The organism is Pedobacter nyackensis, assembly GCF_900176505.1.
Lineage (GTDB): Bacteria > Bacteroidota > Bacteroidia > Sphingobacteriales > Sphingobacteriaceae > Pedobacter > Pedobacter nyackensis.
On record NZ_FWYB01000001.1, the window covers coordinates 684,393 to 703,240 of the forward strand.

At 39.9% G+C, this 18,848-nt stretch carries 18 protein-coding genes; 8 read left to right on the forward strand and 10 right to left on the reverse strand.

What is annotated here, in order from left to right; all coding sequences use genetic code 11:
- The first annotated feature begins 66 nt into the window (after nucleotides 1–66).
- Together B9A18_RS02775 and B9A18_RS02780 are read left to right on the forward strand one after the other, a co-directional pair.
- Complete coding sequence (locus B9A18_RS02775; protein ID WP_084287132.1) at nucleotides 67–2,091, forward strand: thioredoxin domain-containing protein; 2,025 nt, start codon at nucleotides 67–69, stop codon at nucleotides 2,089–2,091.
- 7 nt (nucleotides 2,092–2,098) lie between these two features.
- Entirely contained in the window at nucleotides 2,099–2,599 is a 501-nt protein-coding gene (locus B9A18_RS02780; protein WP_084287133.1) for an FKBP-type peptidyl-prolyl cis-trans isomerase, read from the forward strand.
- Nucleotides 2,600–2,602: 3 nt separating this feature from the next.
- Here the strand turns inward: B9A18_RS02780 and B9A18_RS02785 are convergent, their stop codons facing one another.
- The 6 genes from B9A18_RS02785 to B9A18_RS02805 all read right to left on the reverse strand — a co-directional run bounded on the left by B9A18_RS02785 (nucleotide 2,603) and on the right by B9A18_RS02805 (nucleotide 7,395).
- A complete protein-coding gene (locus B9A18_RS02785; RefSeq protein ID WP_084287134.1) occupies nucleotides 2,603–3,022 on the reverse strand; it encodes a Fur family transcriptional regulator in 420 nt (139 codons plus the stop codon).
- Nucleotides 3,023–3,024: 2 nt separating this feature from the next.
- On the reverse strand, nucleotides 3,025–3,468 hold the full coding sequence (locus tag B9A18_RS02790) for a hypothetical protein (RefSeq protein WP_084287135.1): 444 nt from the start codon (nucleotides 3,466–3,468) through the stop codon (nucleotides 3,025–3,027).
- A gap of 13 nt (nucleotides 3,469–3,481) precedes the next feature.
- Nucleotides 3,482–4,735: an ABC transporter permease gene (locus tag B9A18_RS02795; RefSeq protein ID WP_084287136.1), complete on the reverse strand. Its 1,254-nt coding sequence runs from the start codon at nucleotides 4,733–4,735 to the stop codon at nucleotides 3,482–3,484.
- On the reverse strand, nucleotides 4,732–5,361 hold the full coding sequence (locus B9A18_RS02800; protein ID WP_084287137.1) for an ABC transporter ATP-binding protein: 630 nt from the start codon (nucleotides 5,359–5,361) through the stop codon (nucleotides 4,732–4,734). Before B9A18_RS02800 ends, B9A18_RS02795 begins: the two co-directional genes overlap by 4 nt.
- Before the next feature lie 4 nt (nucleotides 5,362–5,365).
- A complete protein-coding gene (locus B9A18_RS25515) occupies nucleotides 5,366–5,494 on the reverse strand; it encodes a hypothetical protein (RefSeq protein WP_262497641.1) in 129 nt (42 codons plus the stop codon).
- A 275-nt stretch (nucleotides 5,495–5,769) separates the two neighbouring features.
- The gene (locus B9A18_RS02805) at nucleotides 5,770–7,395 is read right to left on the reverse strand and encodes an ABC-F family ATP-binding cassette domain-containing protein (protein ID WP_084287138.1); all 1,626 of its coding nucleotides are present in this window, start codon (nucleotides 7,393–7,395) and stop codon (nucleotides 5,770–5,772) included.
- 139 nt (nucleotides 7,396–7,534) lie between these two features.
- On the opposite strand from B9A18_RS02805, the gene B9A18_RS02810 reads away from it, so the two are divergent.
- From B9A18_RS02810 to B9A18_RS02825, 4 genes are read left to right on the forward strand one after another with little or no spacing between them, the layout of a single operon-like run.
- The gene (locus B9A18_RS02810) at nucleotides 7,535–7,813 is read left to right on the forward strand and encodes a hypothetical protein (protein WP_084287139.1); all 279 of its coding nucleotides are present in this window, start codon (nucleotides 7,535–7,537) and stop codon (nucleotides 7,811–7,813) included.
- Between the two features lie 31 nt (nucleotides 7,814–7,844).
- Nucleotides 7,845–8,414: a hypothetical protein gene (locus B9A18_RS02815; protein WP_084287140.1), complete on the forward strand. Its 570-nt coding sequence runs from the start codon at nucleotides 7,845–7,847 to the stop codon at nucleotides 8,412–8,414.
- A 21-nt stretch (nucleotides 8,415–8,435) separates the two neighbouring features.
- A complete protein-coding gene (locus B9A18_RS02820; protein WP_084287141.1) occupies nucleotides 8,436–9,011 on the forward strand; it encodes a nitroreductase family protein in 576 nt (191 codons plus the stop codon).
- 2 nt (nucleotides 9,012–9,013) lie between these two features.
- Nucleotides 9,014–9,460 (forward strand): GreA/GreB family elongation factor, encoded by a 447-nt coding sequence (locus B9A18_RS02825; protein ID WP_084287142.1) that lies wholly within the window; start codon nucleotides 9,014–9,016, stop codon nucleotides 9,458–9,460.
- Nucleotides 9,461–9,463: 3 nt separating this feature from the next.
- Here B9A18_RS02825 and B9A18_RS02830 read toward each other — a convergent pair whose 3' ends face one another.
- Together B9A18_RS02830 and B9A18_RS02835 are read right to left on the reverse strand one after the other, a co-directional pair.
- Nucleotides 9,464–10,321, reverse strand: a complete 858-nt coding sequence (locus B9A18_RS02830) for a polysaccharide deacetylase family protein (protein WP_084287143.1) — start codon at nucleotides 10,319–10,321, stop codon at nucleotides 9,464–9,466.
- A 26-nt stretch (nucleotides 10,322–10,347) separates the two neighbouring features.
- On the reverse strand, nucleotides 10,348–11,241 hold the full coding sequence (locus B9A18_RS02835; RefSeq protein ID WP_084287144.1) for a polysaccharide deacetylase family protein: 894 nt from the start codon (nucleotides 11,239–11,241) through the stop codon (nucleotides 10,348–10,350).
- A 127-nt stretch (nucleotides 11,242–11,368) separates the two neighbouring features.
- Here B9A18_RS02835 and B9A18_RS02840 point away from each other — a divergent pair, with 127 nt between their 5' ends.
- Entirely contained in the window at nucleotides 11,369–13,882 is a 2,514-nt protein-coding gene (locus B9A18_RS02840; protein ID WP_084287145.1) for a S9 family peptidase, read from the forward strand.
- Between the two features lie 93 nt (nucleotides 13,883–13,975).
- Here the strand turns inward: B9A18_RS02840 and B9A18_RS02845 are convergent, their stop codons facing one another.
- Nucleotides 13,976–14,581, reverse strand: a complete 606-nt coding sequence (locus B9A18_RS02845) for an outer membrane beta-barrel protein (protein WP_084287146.1) — start codon at nucleotides 14,579–14,581, stop codon at nucleotides 13,976–13,978.
- Nucleotides 14,582–14,959: 378 nt separating this feature from the next.
- Between B9A18_RS02845 and B9A18_RS02850 the strand changes: the two genes are divergently transcribed.
- Nucleotides 14,960–16,480 (forward strand): glycoside hydrolase family 130 protein, encoded by a 1,521-nt coding sequence (locus B9A18_RS02850; protein ID WP_084287436.1) that lies wholly within the window; start codon nucleotides 14,960–14,962, stop codon nucleotides 16,478–16,480.
- Here the strand turns inward: B9A18_RS02850 and B9A18_RS02855 are convergent.
- Nucleotides 16,472–18,748: a glycosyltransferase family 4 protein gene (locus B9A18_RS02855; RefSeq protein WP_084287147.1), complete on the reverse strand. Its 2,277-nt coding sequence runs from the start codon at nucleotides 18,746–18,748 to the stop codon at nucleotides 16,472–16,474. The genes B9A18_RS02850 and B9A18_RS02855 overlap by 9 nt on opposite strands.
- Between the last annotated feature and the right edge of the window lie 100 nt (nucleotides 18,749–18,848).

Consider the following 18,848-nt stretch of genomic DNA (forward strand, 5'->3'; position numbering starts at 1 on the left):
AACAAAACTTAAATGGAAGCAGGATTGTATATAATTTATAGCTTTATGGTTTTAATTTCATAGCTCATGTCTCACGTAAATCAAGAACCCAATAATTTAATTAAAGCATCCTCACCTTACTTATTACAGCATGCTTATAACCCGGTAAACTGGTATGAATGGGGGGAGGAAGCCTTACAGAAGGCCAGAAATGAGAATAAACTGATATTGGTAAGTATTGGTTATTCCGCATGCCACTGGTGTCATGTGATGGAGCGTGAAAGCTTCGAAAATCATGAGGTCGCAGAGGTAATGAACCGCGATTATGTTTGCATCAAAGTGGACAGAGAAGAACGCCCTGATATCGATCAGATTTATATGCTGGCGATACAATTGATGACGGGGAGCGGAGGCTGGCCTTTAAACTGTATCTGTTTACCAGATCAGCGACCTATATATGGAGGTACTTACTTTAAAAAGGAAGATTGGATCAATGTATTGTCGAGCGTGGCAAATATGTGGACCAATGAGCCTGATAAGGCCAGGCAATATGCCGATAGGTTAACTGATGGCATCAAAAACGCAGAGAAAATTATCCCCAATATAAAAGTTGATGAATATACCAGAACGCATTTAACGGAAATTATTGAGCCCTGGAAACGATATTTTGATATGTCGGAGGGGGGATATAACCGTGCACCAAAGTTCCCATTACCAAATAACTGGCAGTTTATGCTGCGCTATAGTCACCTGATGGAAGATGATGGTACGCATGTTTCGGCCCTGTTAACCCTCGAAAAAATGGCTATGGGTGGTATTTACGACCATATAGGTGGTGGCTTTGCCCGTTATTCTGTAGATGGAGAATGGCATGTGCCACATTTCGAGAAGATGTTGTACGACAATGGACAATTGATCAGCTTATATGCGGAGGCGCATCAGTATTCGAGATCGATGCTGTTCAAAGATGTTGCCGAAGAAACGATAACCTGGCTTGAAAGGGAAATGACATCGCCCGAAGGCTTGTTCTATTCTGCACTGGATGCCGATAGCGAAGGTGTAGAAGGTAAGTTTTACGTTTGGGATCAAACTGAATTTGATGCTGTACTTGGTGATGATGCTGATTTATTGGCAGATTATTTCAATGTAACCGAAGAAGGAAACTGGGAAGAGGAGCAGACAAACATTCTGCTGCGGAAGTTTTCGGAAGAGGAATACGCCGTAGTTAAAGGGGTGAGCATTATCAGTTTAATCGAGAAAGTTAAGGCCGCTAAAGTTAAATTGCTACAGGAACGTAGCAAGAGAGTACGACCAGGGCTGGATGATAAATGTTTAACCGCATGGAATGCCATGGCCATAAAAGGCCTGGCAGAAAGCGCGGGGATATTTGAAAACCCCCATTATTACCACCTTGCTAAAAAGGCTGCGGATTTTATATTGAGTAATTTAAATACACCAGATGGAGGGTTGTACCGCAATTATAAAAGTGGTAAAGCCAGCATTCCCGGCTTTTTAGATGACTACGCTTTCTTTATCGAGGCCTTGATCACCTTGTATCAATATGATTTTGATGAAAAATGGTTGCTTGAAGCCAAACGCCTAGTGGATTATGTATTGACCAACTTTGAGGATGCAGACAGTCCGATGTTATTTTATACGGCCGGTAATGGGGAAGCATTAATCGCCCGGAAGCATGAAATTATGGATAATGTAATCCCATCATCTAATTCTGCAATGGCACAAAACCTGCACAAACTGGGACTGTTATTTGATGATGATCGTTACATCTTGAAGGCAGAAGGTATGCTGGCATCAGTTCTGCCACAAATTAAGACTTACGGCTCTGCTTATTCCAACTGGGCCATACAGGTTTTGGAGGAAGTTTTTGGTATAAATGAAGTAGCATTAACGGGCAAAAATGTTGAAAAAGTGAAAAAAGAGTTCAATAAACACTATGTTCCTAATAAAATTACACTTGGAGGAACAAATTCTGAACTTCCTTTGTTAAAAGATAAGCAAAGCCAAGAAACAAAAATCTATATTTGCCGAAATAAAGTATGCCAGTTGCCGGTAACAACGGTTGATGAAGCATTAATATTGATAACTAAATAACATTATAATGAGTATTAAACCCAATACAGTGGTTTCATTAACGTACGAATTGCATACGACTAATGAAGAAGGACAACAAGTTTTTGTAGAAAAAACGGATAAAGAAAATCCATTAGTTTTTTTATACGGTACAGGAATGATGTTACCAAAATTTGAAGAGCATTTAGCTGGTTTGAAAGTTGGTGATTCGTATGGTTTCGAACTTTCTGCTGCAGATGGTTACGGAGAAATCGATCCGGGAGCATTTGCTGACTTACCTGTCGATATGTTTAAGGAAGCAGGTTTGCCGGCTGTTGGTGATGTAATTCCTTTGCAAGATAACCAGGGTAACCACTTCAGAGCAGGTGTTACAGCTATTCATGAGGATGTTGTTAATGTAGATTTAAACCATCCAATGGCTGGTAAAGACTTGATCTTTGCAGGTGAAATTTTAGCAGTACGTGAAGCTACTCAGGAAGAGTTAGCTCATGGACATGCACACGGAGCTGATGGTCATTCAGGCCACTAGTCATTAAATATTATTACATTTCTCGCAAATGCCGTAGGCTGTAGAGCTTACGGTTTTTGCAAGAAATCCTTTAGGCATCTTAATTCTGGGAACTTCCACCTCCAGACAATATATTTTAAAGCATTTTGTACAGTTAAAATGTACATGTTCATCATGGTGATGATCTTCAGAGCATGAAGAAGAGCAAATGGCGTAATTAGCAGTTCCATTCATGTCCATAATCCTGTGTAGGATCCCTTTCTCCTGATAAGTATTCAATATCCGGTATAATGTTACCCGATCGATCTCCTTGCCTAGTTTTTTCTCCAGGTCAGGCTGCGAAATGGCTACAGTATCCAAAGCAATCTCTTCCAAAACACGTACCCTTTGTTTGGTGTGCTTTAAATCATGTTCTTTTAGGATGCTTACCGGATCAATCTTCATATCTATATTATTTTAGCACCTGTTAATGCAATTGGTGGATTATCCATCGCATTGCCTGGGTTTAGTTTCAACGTACCTTTAACGGTTACGGTTTTGTAAGTAAACTTGATGGGTTCGGCCATCTCTACCAGCACCATGATTGGAACCCCGTTTTTCCCACAGTAAAAACATTGGTTGATAGGTAAGGTTGATAACATGAACTTTGTTTGTTTCATGCCGTCTTTAATCGGCACAATATAACCTTCCAATTCAAATTGCTTATTGGCGTATTTTTTAATCTGCGGGGTAAAAATAGCCTGCATCTCTGTGTCTTTAACAATTTTAAAGTCTACACCGCCTACAATATCCCAGTTATCTGAATTGATCTGATCGTTTGGATTGTGCTGTGCCTTAACCGCAAAGCCTGTAAACAGTAAAACAACCAATATCATTCTCTTTATCATCATATGATCTTTTTATCTAGTTTTTAGCTAATATCTTCGAAATGTTTGACCTGTAAGCATGTATTGCAGGTATTATAGCTGCAAATATACCAATCGCTAAGCCCGCAACAAACAGGTATATTTCATCGTAAAGTAAAACAAAACCGGTTAATTGTGCCTGACCGCTTTCCTGGTTACTTCCAATGAATTCCAATATTAAATGCCCTAAAAGTACCCCAATTACCGTACCAGCCAAAGTAAGCATTATTCCTTCTGCAATCACAATCATAAATAGCTTTGTTCTGGATGCCCCTAATGTACGCATAATGGCCAGATCGTAATTGCGTTCTTTTAATGAATTGTATAGGTTTACAAATACACTAATGGCAGCTATCAGCATGATGAGTACAGCAAACCATTGAAGCGTGTCGACGCCTATGCCAATTAATGAAAATAAACGTGTACTTTCCTGTGCCGGAGAGGCTGCCTGCATGTTTGTAGTTTCATTCACAAGTCTTGGGAACATGGCCACCGACATAGGCGAGCGGTATTGAATCAGTAAAGAGGTCAGCTCGCGCGATTCTTCATTTGCCTGAACTTCGGTAGGTGCTTTGTGATCATGGCCCTCGTGGTCCTCATGATTATGTTTTTCTGCTTCATGATCATGATCTTCATGTTCATCGTGCATTTTCCAAACACTGGCCACATTGGTCAGGATCAGGTTGTCGGCCACATTTCCTTGCGGTTCAAGAATTCCTGAAACCACGTATTCATGGTTTTTATGCACATCAGCATTATCGGTTAATCCATGTGCACCGTAAAATTTATCACCTACTTTTAAGTTCTGCGTTTTGGCTACAGCAGCACCTATGGTTGTTTCGAAATCTTTTTCCCAGAATTTTCCCTGAGCAGCTTTTAACTTGTAAAGTGTTATAAAATTAGTATCTGTACCAACAATGCGTAATCCATTGTAATTATCACCCAGTGCCAATGGTACCGCACGCTTTACAAAGGGGCTTCTCGCAAGCTCCATTGCTTCTTTTAGGGGAATGTTGCCCGTAGGGAAGTCAATGTAGTATATGCTACTTAAAATCAGTTGTAGGGGACTTCCTTTGGCGCCCACAACCAGGTCAATGTCTTTTGAGTTGTTTTCCAGTTTTTCACTGATCTGATTTGATGCCAGGAGCAGGATGGTCAAAATTCCTGTGCCGAAAGCAATCAGCATCATGTTTAGTGCAGCAGATAGGGGTTTAGACCATAAGCTTTTCCAGCTTATTTTTAATGGACTCATGATAATGCGTAAGTATTGGTAAATGCGTCTTTAACTCTTTTGTCATGGGTAGCTACCACTAGTGTAGCCTGGTTGATGCCTGATTGCTGAAGCAAAAGTTCTAATACCGCGGTTGCGTTCTTATCATCCAGACTGGAAGTCGGCTCATCAGCTATCAGCAGGGCAGGTTTGTTGATCACCGCCCGCGCAATAGAAACGCGTTGCAGTTGCCCCTGACTAAGCTCATTTGGGTAGGATTTTTTCTTGTCGGCGATACCTAGTGAGGTTAAAACTTCATTTACCCTGTTCAGATTCGTTGGCAGTCCGGCTAAACTTTGTGCCAGTACCAAATTATCTGATATGTTTAAACTCTTAATCAAATGCGGACGCTGAAAGATAATTCCCACATTACGACCTCTAAACTGATCCAGTTCTTTAGCTGATAAATTATAAATAGAGGTCTCATTGATCTGCACATCTCCTGCTGAAGGCTTAAGTATACCTGTTAGTATATGCAGTAGGGTCGTCTTTCCACTGCCTGATTCACCCAATAGCAACCATTGATCGCCATTATTGATCTGCCAGTCTTTAAACGCAATGCGAAGCCCACCAGGATACTGGTGGGAAACGGATTTTAATGAAATCATAAAGCTATTTACTTAAATGGCTGGTTGTACACTTTACAGCATGCTTTGTGCCATCTACCTTACCATGCTTACAACCTGGGTTGATCATGCTTACAAATAATAAAAATGCGCCTACTAATAATTTTCTGTTCATACGATTTGTGTTGTACACAAAAATAGTATATGCAATTTAATTGCATATACTATTCGTGTAAAGTATTTGCTACTACTGGCAAAATAAAAAGGGAGATCTGCTCAGATCCCCCTTTTATAACTTTTAAAATAATTTTTCTACTATGCTCCATGCTATTAAACACCATGCAGGTTGTGTAGTGTTGACAACAAAATATGCCTTCTACGAACAGACCTGGGAAGATTTGCCCATCTTAGCGAAGCGGGCAAAGATTCCAGTCTGTGAGCTAGAATGGCTTATTTTGCATACATAGTTGCTCTCAACTCCGCAACATCCGGACTAGTAATATACTCATCATACGTCATCATCTTATCAATCACACCTTTTGGCGTAATTTCAATGATACGGGTAGCAACCGATTCTGTTAATGCATGATCTCGTGAAGTAAACAATGCTGTACCTTTAAAATCTTTCAATCCGTTGTTTAAAGCGGTGATCGACTCTAAGTCCAGGTGATTCGTTGGCTCATCAAATAACAATAAGTTAGCGTGTTTCAACATCATTTGCGAGAACATGCAACGCATTTTCTCTCCACCTGATAATACCTTCACATTTTTCAATACCTCTTCACCTGAGAATAACATTCTACCTAAGAAACTTCTTACGAATTGCTCATCCTGATCAGTGCCAGAATATTCACGTAACCAGTCTACCAGGTTCTCATCTTTACCTTCAAAATATGGAGAGTTATCGTTAGGGATATCAGCCGTATTAATGGTTACGCCGAACTTAAATTCACCTGTATAGTTCTTTTCACGATTGGTAAGTACGTTATAAAACGCAGTCGTTGCCAAACTGTTCTGAGATAGGATAGAAATCTTATCACCTTTATTCACCATGAAGCTGATGTTTTTAAACATCACTTCACCGTTTAAAGTACAAGATAGGTTCTCTACCTGTAAAATCTGGTCACCAGCTTCTCTACCCAGGTTGTTGAACAAAATTGCTGGGTATTTTCTGCTTGAAGCTTTAATTTCCGAGATATCGATTTTATCCAACGCTTTCTTACGGGAAGTAGCCTGTTTCGATTTCGACGCGTTGGCGCTAAAACGTTGAATAAACTCCTGTAATTCTTTAACCTTTTCTTCCAGTTTTTTATTCTGATCGCCGCGTTGTTTCAAGGCAAGCTGACTAGATTCATACCAGAACGAATAGTTGCCAGAGTAGATGCTCATTTTACTGAAGTCGATATCTACGATATGCGTACAAACTGCATCTAGAAAGTGCCTATCATGGGATACTACCAATACAATGCTTTGATAATCAGCAAGGAAGTTCTCTAACCAGGCAATGGTATCAATGTCCAAATCGTTGGTAGGCTCATCCAGTAACAAGATGTCAGGATTACCAAATAAAGCCTGTGCCAATAACACACGTACTTTTTGGTTACCATCTAACTCTTTTAGTTGTTTATAGTGGTGCTCTTCTTTAATACCTAAGTTGCTCAGCATGGTTGCAGCATTGCTTTCCATGTTCCAGCCGTCCATCTCTGCAAACCTGTTTTCCAGTTCACCGGCACGCTCACCATCTTTATCAGAAAAATCTTCTTTTAAATAGATCGCATCTTTTTCCTTCATGATGTCGTACAATTCCTTGTGCCCCATCATTACCGTTTCAATTACGCTGAATTCGTCAAACTCATAATGGTTTTGTTTTAAAACCGCCATGCGCTCTCCCGGAGTAAAAGCTACCGAACCTGTAGTCTGGTTTACATCACCCGATAAAATTTTAAGAAATGTAGATTTACCTGCACCGTTAGCTCCAATTACACCATAACAGTTGCCATGGGTGAATTTTAAGTTTACATCTTCAAATAAAGTTCTCTTTCCGTAACGGAGTGATAAATTAGAAACTGAAATCATATTGCTGAAAAATAAGCCGCAAAGGTAGTCATAATTTATAAAATGATTTGATTGCAGGCTTATTAAAAATTGTAGTAGCTTTATGTAACATAATTGGAATCAACTAATCTTATGAAGAAATTGAACTAAACGTAATCACATGACATTAACAAGTAATCATAAACTAGTACTCATAGCCAGTCTTGTTTCGGCCGTTTATTTTGGACTGCTATTCAGTAATTTGCTTCAATACGTAAATTCAGTATTGGTTCGCGTCGCGGTTGAGATGTCTGCTATCCCAATGGTGATACTTCAGGGTGTGATCATTGTTTATACATTACGTTGGATTTTTATACAGAAGAATAAGGTTACCATTCAAATCCTTATTCCACTGATCATTTCTATAACATTAGTGGTTTCCATGTTTTTAGTTAAATAATTCAGTAGTTGACTGATCAAACTTTTATTTTTTGAAAAAAGAAGAATTAATTGCAAGACTGGAAACTATTAAGTTCCAGATGGTGGCCGATTGTATGGCTATTGTGGAATGTTATGATTTGGATATTGACGATCTGCTGGATATTACCTTTCACAAAAAGAAGGAGATTGCTTTCAGGGCCGCCTGGATGCTCGAATACATAATGATGCATAAGGCAGCTCGTTTTTGCCCTTATGTAGAAAAGTTATTGGCCCTGCTATCCAAACAGCAGAACCCATCCGCTATGCGGCATTATGTTAAAATTATCGCCCTCATGACTGATAAGAAAGCCTTCCCAATATACAAGGAGCTGGTAAAGCAAATTGATTTTGAACCAGTGATTGAAGTGTTGTTTGCCTGGTTGGTGGACCCAAAAACGCTCGTGGCTGCTAAAGTTCACTGCATGCAGTCGCTGGCAAACCTCACGCCGCGTTACGATTGGATTAAAGAAGATTTAGAAGAAACCATTGATCACCTGATGGGTATTGAGAGCATCGCTTTTTTTGCCAGAGCCAAAATGGTAAAAAAGCAATTGAAAAGAAATCCTATTTTTGCGGGATAGAGGCGCTCGAGCAGATGAATTATGGAAGAAGAAATAACGGTTTTAACCAACATTATACAACGCAGGAGAAGTATATTCCCTGTTAGTTATACCGGGCAGGAGGTTCCTGTAACAGTGATTAAGCAAATTCTGGAAAGCGCAAATTACGCACCTACACATAAACTTACCGAGCCGTGGCGCTTCATTGTATTTAGGAATGAAGGTAAAATAAAGCTAGGAGCTGAGCTGGCACGCTTGTACAAGGAAACAACACCTGTTCATCAGTTTCTGCAGAAAAAATACGACAGCATTATAGAGAAAGCACATCAATCCAGTTGCATCATTACTCTAAATGCGCAACTGACAGCTAAAGTTCCTGAATGGGAAGAGCTTGCTGCCCTGGCCTGCGCCGTCCAAAATATGTCACTCACTGCCGAAGCACTAAATGTAGGTGCTTACTGGAGTTCTCCTGGGATGATTGCAGATTTGAAAGAATATCTTAACTTAGGTGAAACAGAGAAATGTTTTGGCCTCTTTTATATGGGTTATCATAACGAAGAACCAAGAGCAGCCAAACGTACGCCAATTGAAGAGAAAATTAAATGGGTAGAGTCGTAAGCATGAATAAAGAGAATTTGTACCAGTTGTGTTTGAATTTTATCGAACAAAGAATCCAGACTGCCGAAACCGCACTAAAACAGGCGCGTGAGGCCAGTAATGACGATACTAAGAGTAGTGCAGGTGATAAATACGAGACCAGTAGGGAAATGATGCAGCAGGATATTGATCGTAACAAAAGGTTGTTGATGGATGCCCAGGAGAATTTTAAAGTATTGGAAGCTTTAGAAAATATCCCTAGCGCTGATGTGGCAAGGGCCGGAAGTTTGGTTTATACCAATGAGGGTACGTTTTACATTAGTATAAGTGCCGGACAACTCAATACTGATGAAGGGGTTGTTTTTGCTATTTCTGCAGCTTCGCCAATTGGTAAGCTACTACTTGGAAAGAGAAAAGGAGATAGCTTTACTTTTAACGGAAAAAACTACCTCATAAAAGAGGTAGCTTAAATTCTATTTAAAACTTTTATTGATGCTATTGTATAGATTTCGGGCTGTGTAAGTGCCGGGATCTATAATGCGTCTGATGGTATACATCGGGTAGCTCTCGTCGCGCTTGGTCGACAATATAAAGGCGGCCTTAATGCCATGCTCCTTTAATTTTGCTAAGCCAGATGCTTTGAACACGCCGTATGGATAAGCAAAATACTCAACTTTCTTTCCCGTAATTGCTTCCAGGGTTCTGGATGGTTTATCGATCTGAACTTCCCAATCCTCATCCGTAAACTGGGCGAAGTTTTTATGATTCCAGGTATGACTGGCAATCACATGCCCATCGTCAGAAAGCTCTTTAATCTGGGCTTTGTTCATGTACCGTGGGCGACCAATGGAAACGGTCATGATAAAAAATACTCCTCTAAAGCCATTCTTTTTTAATTCTTTAGCACCAACAGTATATTGATCCAAATCGGTATCATCAAAAGTGATCATGATGGGCTTTTCGGGTAGGGCAGTGCCATAGTTCAGGTAATCGTGCAGCTGATCTGGTAAAATGGTATGGTAGCCACTATCAGCTAGCATTTTCATATGCTCGGCAAATTTAGCTGGCGGCATAATATCGTCATGTGCACGCTTGGAGTCGCTGACTTTCCAATCTCTTATCTGGTGGTAGCAAAGCACCGGAACTTCCTTTTTATTTAAAATTTCCGCTGCGGTAGCTTCTTTCTTACCGGCCCCATCAAGATTGGGTTCTACTGTTTCATTATTGGAGGTAGCCAGTTCGGTATTGCCAAGTTTGCTTTGGATGGCGTTAGTGCAGGCAGCTGTGCATAACACAGCTGCTGTAATAAGGGTGAAAAACGTAATTTTCATTAATGATTTGCTAAAATTAATTAGCCTTAAAAGCTTTTAACGATGCTGTTGTGTAATGTTTTAGGGCTCCAGTATCCACTGGCGATGATTCTTCTAATGGTAAATAACGGATCATTCTGATCCCGTTTATCAGCCAGTGAAAAGGCCATTCTGAAACCACGTTTTTTAAGTTCAGGAATACCTTCAGCATTCCATAAACCAAACGGATAAGCAAACTCGGTCATTTTCTTTCCGGTAATCTCTTCCAGTTTTTTTGTTGGCTTATCTAACTGCTCTTCCCAGTCTTTACCCTGGTATTTCTTGAAGTTCTTGTGGTCGTAAGTATGGCTGCCAATTACATTTCCTTCATCAGATAATTGTTTAATCTGTTCTTTAGTCATGTAATCTACAAACTTGCCTTTCTTACCAATGGTAACGGTCATGATAAAATACACAGCCTTGAAGCCATATTTTTTAAGGGTAGGAGCGGCTACAGTAAACTGATCCATATCCGTATCATCAAAAGTAAACATGATCGGTTTTGAAGGTAGCGGGGCGCCCGTATTTAAATAAGCATACAGCTGATCAGGTAAGATTGAATGGTAACCACTGTCGGCAAGCATTTTGATCTGATCTTTAAAGTTTTGTACCTCAACAATGTAGTCTTTACCTACTTTTCCATCTGTAGGTTTCCAGTTACGTACCTGGTGATAGCACAATATCGGAACCTGTTTTCTGGCTAATATCGTTTTTGCATCTGCTACTTTTATTTTAGATACATCAACAGCGGGTGTCTGTGTATCGGCTGTTGCAGTACCTGTCGTTTCTTCTGTAGGGGTAACAAGCTTATCTGTTGCAGCTGAGCTTGTTTGCGATTTGCTTTGGCAACCGGCAACAAGAATTGTGGCTGCTGCGATAAAAGGTAAAAAATGCTTATTCATAGGATCTTCTTTGATGCAAAACTAAAAAATCAAACTTAATAAAAGATAGCTAACGTATTTATTACAAACAAATTTATCCCTTCCATTATATAAATCAATATTTTTATCGGCTTAACCCTAACTTATAATGAATAAACTTTACCTGCCATTAGCTGCAGTACTGTCTTTGCTCTCTATCGATTCTACAGTAAATGCCCAAACCAAAACATTTACAATTACCGAAACTGTAGCCCAAGCGCCGAAAGCTAATTATCAGCTTGCTTCCAGGTTCTCGCCTAATAAGCTTAGAAAAATGATCTATTCTACTGCTGTAGATCCGCACTGGCTTAAACTATGTAACCGCTTCTGGTACGAGTACGAAACTCCTGCCGGAAAAGAATGGTACCTGGTTGATCCTGCAAGTAAAAAGAAAACCAAAATATTTGATAAAGCAGCACTTGCAGCCTCCATCACCAACATCATCAGAGATCCTTTTGATGCGGAGCACCTGCCTTTGCAGAACTTAAAATTCGCTGCGGATGAGAAGAACATCACCTTTGAGGTGGTAAGTACCATCGACGAGTTGAAAAAAGACCGCAAGGATAAAAAAGCTGCCGATTCTATGGAGAAGAAGATCTTTTATTTTAACTATGAGATCAGCAAAGCAAAGCTTACTGAAGTCCCTAATTATACCAAGCCTAAGGCTAAACCAGGATGGGGATCAGTAGCTCCGGATTCTTCGGCAATTGTCTTTACCAGAAACTATAATTTGTATTGGATGGATAAGGAAAACTATAAGAAGGCTGTTAAAAATGAAGAAGACAGCACGATTGTAGAGCACCAGCTGACTAAAGATGGTGTTAAATTCTATTCCTATGGTAGCAATGGGGATGGTGAGAATAACGAGGAAAACGAAAAGAACAATAAAAAAAGGCGACCAGCCTATGTGATGTGGTCGCCTGATGCTAAACATTTCGTACTAAACAGGGCCGATTCACGTAAAGTGAAAGACCTGTGGGTGATCAATAATGTGGCTGCTGGCCGACCAACACTGGAGACTTATAAATACCAGATGCCGGGCGAAAAGGAATCTGCAATAACGGAGATTCTGTTGTTCAACTTTGCTTCAAAAACCTATAAAAAGCTAAATACAGCGGCATTTAAAGATCAAACGGTATCGGTATGGTCGGCACCTTTGTTAAACAAAGACCGCGATAATGAATTCAGGCCTTCGGTATGGTTGGGTAATAACAGTAAAGTGTATTTTCAACGTACCAGCAGGGATTTAAAACGTATAGACGTATGTATGGTCGACATCAACACAGGGGTGGTTACACCTTTAATTGATGAACGCTTTAATACTTATGTAGAGGTTACCCGTCCGGGATTGGTAAACGACGGAAAGGAGTTAATCCACTGGTCGGAACGCGATGGCTGGGCACACTTTTACCTGTTCGATGGTAATGGTAAACTAAAAAATCAAATCACCAAAGGCGCTTTCCATTGCGAAGAGATTGTAAATATCGACGCAAAAAACAGAGTGCTTTACTTTACTGCAAATGGCAGGGAGAGCAAAGAAGATCCATATTACCTGCATTTATACCGCATCAACTTTGATGGATCAGGTATTAAATTGTTGAATCCAGGTGATTTCGATCATGCCATCAGCATGAGCGATGATGCAAGGTTCTTTGTAAACAACTTTTCCAGAGTAAACACGGCCCCTAAATCTACTTTGGTGGATAACAACGGCAGGGTAGCGATGAATCTGGAAACGGCGGATTTGTCGTTATTAATGGCCACAGGCTATAAATTTCCTGAGCCATTTAAAGTAAAAGCTGATGATGGGGTTACTGATATTTATGGGGTAATGTATAAGCCTTTCGACTTTGATCCCAATAAGAAATATCCGGTTATCGAATATGTATATCCTGGCCCGCAAACAGAAGCTGTAAATAAAGCGTTCAGCAAAAGTATGGATCGTACAGATCGCCTTGCACAGTTTGGTTATGTTGTACTTACTGTAGGAAACAGAGGTGGAAACCCTGCCCGTTCAAAATGGTACCATACTTACGGTTACGGTAATTTAAGGGATTACGGTTTGGCTGATAAAAAAGCGGCAGTAGAGCAATTGGCAGATAAATATTCATTCATTAATGCCAATAAAGTGGGTATTACCGGTCACTCAGGTGGCGGTTTTATGTCTACAGCAGCTATGTTGGTTTATCCTGATTTTTTCAAAGCTGCGGTATCTAATGCAGGTAATCATGACAATAGTATTTATAACCGTTGGTGGAGTGAAAAACACCATGGTGTAAAAGAGGTGGTGTCGGCTAAAGGTGATACTACATTTACCTATAACATTGATAAGAATCCTGATCTGGCCAAAAACCTGAAAGGACATTTATTGCTGATGACCGGTGATGTGGACAATAACGTGCACCCTGCTAATACCATCAGAGTTGCTAACGCGTTGATGAAAGCCGGTAAAAGGTTTGAAATGGTGATGGTTCCTGGTCAGCGTCATGCCTTTGGTGAGCTTACAGAATACACTTTCTGGAAGCTGGCAGACCACTTTAATAAATACCTGATTGGTGATTTCTCTCAAACAGAACAAATTAATATCCTGGAAATGGATAGAGAAGTGGAACGGAAACGTTAAGCAAATCTCTTTTACTCGGAAAAAGAAAGGCCCTTCGCTATTGCAAAGGGCCTTTTCTCTAACCAAACTTAACCTATATTATGAATTCTTCTCTTAGAAGTGGAACATTACACCTAATTTAGGAGTGACAGTGCTTGCATCTAAACCAAATGAATCAACTTTAGCTTTGTTTCCTGTAGCTGCGTCTTTAACAGTATAGTTGTTGTAACCTAATCCATCAACTGAAACCTCAATACCAACTCTTTTTGTAGGATAGAAGGCAAAACCAGGAGCTAATTGAACACCAATGCTAGTAGTTGTACCTACTTTATTACCTACATCACCAGTAGCTTCGTCAACGTGTTTAATGTCTCCGAAAGCCATAGGAACTGATAATTGTCCGAAAAATTTGAACTGATCAGATAATCCTACATAGTAACGGCCAAATGGAGCAACTACAAATGCCTGGTTTAAAACTTCTTCACTTACTTGTTTGTTGTATTCATAACCAACACCAGTACCGATAGCAAAGTTATCACTGATAAAGTATCCTGCTGACGGAACAATGTTAAATCTGAAATCTGCTTTACTTGCACCTTTTTCTTTTGTAGAGTTTAAACCTACGCTACCTCCTAACAAAAATTTACCCTTTTCTGTTTGTGCCTGAGTGCTAAATGCTAATGCTGAAACTGCAACTAATGATAATAACAACTTTTTCATATTCGTATTTTTTTAATTTATAATGAGGTCATTTTATTTATCTACATACTGACCATTTACGGTATATAGTCAATGTATATGCCAATTGAAAACCCTATTAATTGATTGAAATGGCTGTTTTTGTGTAATTTGCTTATTCATAGGTGGATAAATATTTTCGTTGGATTGTTTATTATTTTGGGATGACAATCCGATTTGAAATGTGACAAATTAGCGTCTGTAAAAACAGACGGTTTGACTTTTATTGTAATTTTGTCAGTAGTTTAGTTGTCTGGTTTTACAGACATGTTGACAAAAACATGGGTGCTTCATGTGAATTTTGTCTCAGAAAAACATAAATTAATAAATCATTGTGCTCCTTTAGGTGTTTATAGTAATATGAGATTATTAATAGAAAGAAAACCGGTCAAAGTATATCCGGATCCGAAGCGGGTTATCGCTAGATTCTTTTTTAATGGAGATGAACGGGCAGTGCAGGTCATTAAGCATGTAATGGCACTTTCAGATAAGGATGTTTTTAACCTCATCTCTCCTTTATTACAGGAGTACTCTAAACGACACCGTAATATTACTAAAATACTCATCCGTCACTGCAAAAAGGTGATATTTTGTATTGAAAGGGCAGGCTTTGATTTCGAGGCCCTTGATAAGTATCAAAAACTGTTAATAGGATCCTATTTTACACACGAATACTCCATTGAATCTGCTGCTTTTTTTAATCCCTCCATTGTAGAAGATCCGGATCAGTCGGAGCTTGTGGAAGGCGAAAAGAGGTTAATCATTAGCTTTAGAGCGGTAGGCGAGGGGCACATCTCATCAGTCGTATTCAGAAGGGCATTGATAGACCGCGATCATAACATTACTGTGATTCCGGTAGGGAATTATATCGATGAGGCCGAGGTGATAAAAAATGCGATCTACAATAAGAAACTGTTTCTTAAAAAAGCAGCCGATTCAAGAATCAATATTGAGGTTTTGGATGAAGTGGGCGCCAAGCTTAATGATAAATTTGATTATGCCACACTTAGAAAAATAAGTCTTGATGGGAAGAACCTTCAGGAAAATGAATTGAAGAAATTAGAGTATGATAAGATACTTTGGCTGTCAGATACTTATCACGAGATTAGCTTTTCGAGGGACACTGATATTTCAGACCGTATAATTTACCCTATTTCTGAGTTTGAACGCAAGGGAATAGAGGATGCCAGGTTTGTACGCTTTGTAAAGGATGATGGTAGTGTTGTTTTTTATGCCACTTACACCGCATACGACGGCGCTATGATTATGCCTAAACTGCTCCAAACCACAGATTTCTATGATTTTAAAATCAGCCCTCTGCACGGTATTGGCGCTCAGAATAAAAATCTTGCCCTGTTCCCGCGTAAAATTAATGGTAAATACGCCATGATGTCGCGTATAGATGGCTGGAATAATTATTTGATGTATTCTGATAAACTAACGGTATGGGATAACCCCGTGAAATTACAGGCACCGGTGTTTCCATGGGAATTTATACAAATCGGTAATTGTGGCTCACCAATAGAAACAGCAGCCGGCTGGCTGGTGATCACGCATGGGGTAGGCCCAATGCGTCGCTATTGTTTGGGCGCCAGTTTGTTCGATCTGAATGATCCTTCTATTGAAATAGGCCGTTTAAACGAGCCGCTAGTCATACCAAATAAAGACGAACGTGAAGGTTATGTCCCTAATGTATTGTATTCCTGCGGCTCTATTATCCATAATGGGGAATTGATCATCCCATACGGCTTGTCTGATTATTGTTCTTCCTTCGCCGGCGTAAAAATAGACCTCCTGATAAAGAAATTGAAAAGCTCTAACTGTGCCATTGCGAAGCAAGAGGCAGAGGGAGCTGTCATCAAAAATAATTTATCAGTTTAGTACCTGTTTCTGCGCCGCCATCAGGTCGTCAATTTTAATGTATTCATATTCCATGGCTTTTAATACCATCAGATGCGAAATCCAATAAGCCAATGTGCTTTCTGCACCTTGGTTTCGGTTTACGCCCTGGGGCCGTAATCCATCTCCACAACCTTTTGTTTCATGATCGAATAGTGGAAGATGCAGGCTGTTTTCTCCCAAAAACCATTGGTAACATACATGCATTTGACTGATATAGGTCATATCCTGGGTAATTTCATAAGCCTTGAAGTACATCAATACCATGGCCATTGTTTCTATGGCCTGCTGGTCATATAGAGCCATTTTACCGCCATTTTTATGTAGCCAGCCGTCATTCCCTACCGGATTTAAGTAACCTTGTGACAGCGTTTTCTGACTCAGGAATTCCATACTTTCCAGAGCAATACCGAGTGATTCGGCATCTTTAGTGGTTTGATAATGGCAAAACAGTGCAAGTGGAAGAATGGCATTGTCATAGGTCATTTTTTCTTCAAACCATTGCCAGTGCCCGTGCGAATTTACAATAAAGGATTCTTTCAAAGGTTTAGCCAGGAGGTCAAACTGATCTTTGATCTGCTCATCATCAGGATGCGCCTTCAGGTAGCTAGCCAGCCCGATCATGGTGTTGGCTATGCCCCTCAGGTGTTTAAGGTTTTTAAAATGGGGCACCGATTTTCTGAACAGTTCTCTTCCAAATTCGCGGTACGAATTATTTGGGGCATTGTCAATCAGATAACCTAACGACCAGATGGTACGTCCAAAGGAATCTTCCGAACCAATCTCATCCAGGTATTCCCTGCTATAACTTAAGAAATTCCTGAAGCTACCATCATCGTGTTGCATATATTGGATGTAACTTAAGTATACAGGTAGCAATTCCAGCGCTACTTTACTTTTGTTTTGCTGATAAGCCATAATCGCCATGATCAGTGCTCTCGCATTGTCGTCCAGGCAATAGCCCTCTTTAAGATTTGGAATGCCATATTTGGCATGCTGCACAATCCCGGTGTCATCCGTTAACCTTTGTATATGGGCAAGGTTGAAGGAAGGCATTTCATCCGGATTTATAATATGTTTATCTTTTTCTTTTTTGATAAGTGATTTAGTAAGCGCTTCACTTAAGAGTTCGACGAATATCTTTCCTATCACAGGCCAACGCAAATTTAGTCCATATTTATAAGCGTTTGTTTTTAGCTGGTTTAATTTTTCAGGGGCTTCAAACAACTCATTTACAATTGTTGCCAGCGCATTGGTATCTTTGAAATCAAACAATCTACCTCTGTCCTCTGCTAATAACTCCAGCGCATGCCAGTATGGAGTTGAAATTACCGCTGCACCCGACCCAACAGCATAGGATAAGGTTCCACTTGTAATCTGTGTTTCGTTTAAATAGGGGGTGATGTACATATCGCAAGCCGTTAAATAGTCAAACAGCTCTTTTTCCGTTACAAACTTGTTAATGAAAGTAAGGTGGTTTTCAACGTTTAGTTTTCGCGCCAGTTTCTTCAGACTGTCGCGGTATTCCTCACCCGAATTACGGATTACGCCAGGGTGTGTAGCACCGAGAACGACATACATGGTATCAGGATTTTTTGCAACGATTTTTGGTAAGGCCTCAATTACGGTCTCCAGTCCTTTATTCCGACTGAGCAGTCCGAAAGTAAACAACACCTTTTTATTTTTAAATGGGAGCGATGCTTTAACCGGATTCACATCTACAGACTCCAGATCCGGAACACCATGCTCAATTAGCTTAATCTTGTTAAAAGGAATGCCATAAATGCTGGTTAAAAAGCCTACAGCCCTATGACTCATCACTACAATCCTTGCAGAGTGCTTTGCAATTTCCCTGATGATGGTCAGCTGCATATAACTCGGCTCCTTCAGTATCGTATGTAAAATGGTGATCAGTGGTTTTTTTAACCTTGCAATCAGTGGAAGTATAAACACGCCATTCTCGCCACCAAAAATTCCAAATTCATGCTGCAAAATACAAGTGTCTACCACGCTGGTATTGATGTAGTCTGCCGCCCGGCGATAATCCTTTTGGTTTTCTTGTCTGATTTTGTATTTAACCTCTGGGGGATACTCGTAGGTATCCAAATGCTCCGAATCATTCATGGCAACGACAAAGCTTTCTTCTGAATTTGCTGTTTTATCGGAACCGATAGCCTGAATCAGGTTGTAATTGAACGTAGCTATGCCACATTCACGTGGTGGAAAGGAGGATATATAAGCTATTTTCATGAGTTAAGGGGTTAACAACAGGTCTGCCAATTATAAACAGTTGTTAGCCGAAATTGTTCTAATGAAATTGTCTTATATATGTAATTTAAGAGAAACTTTT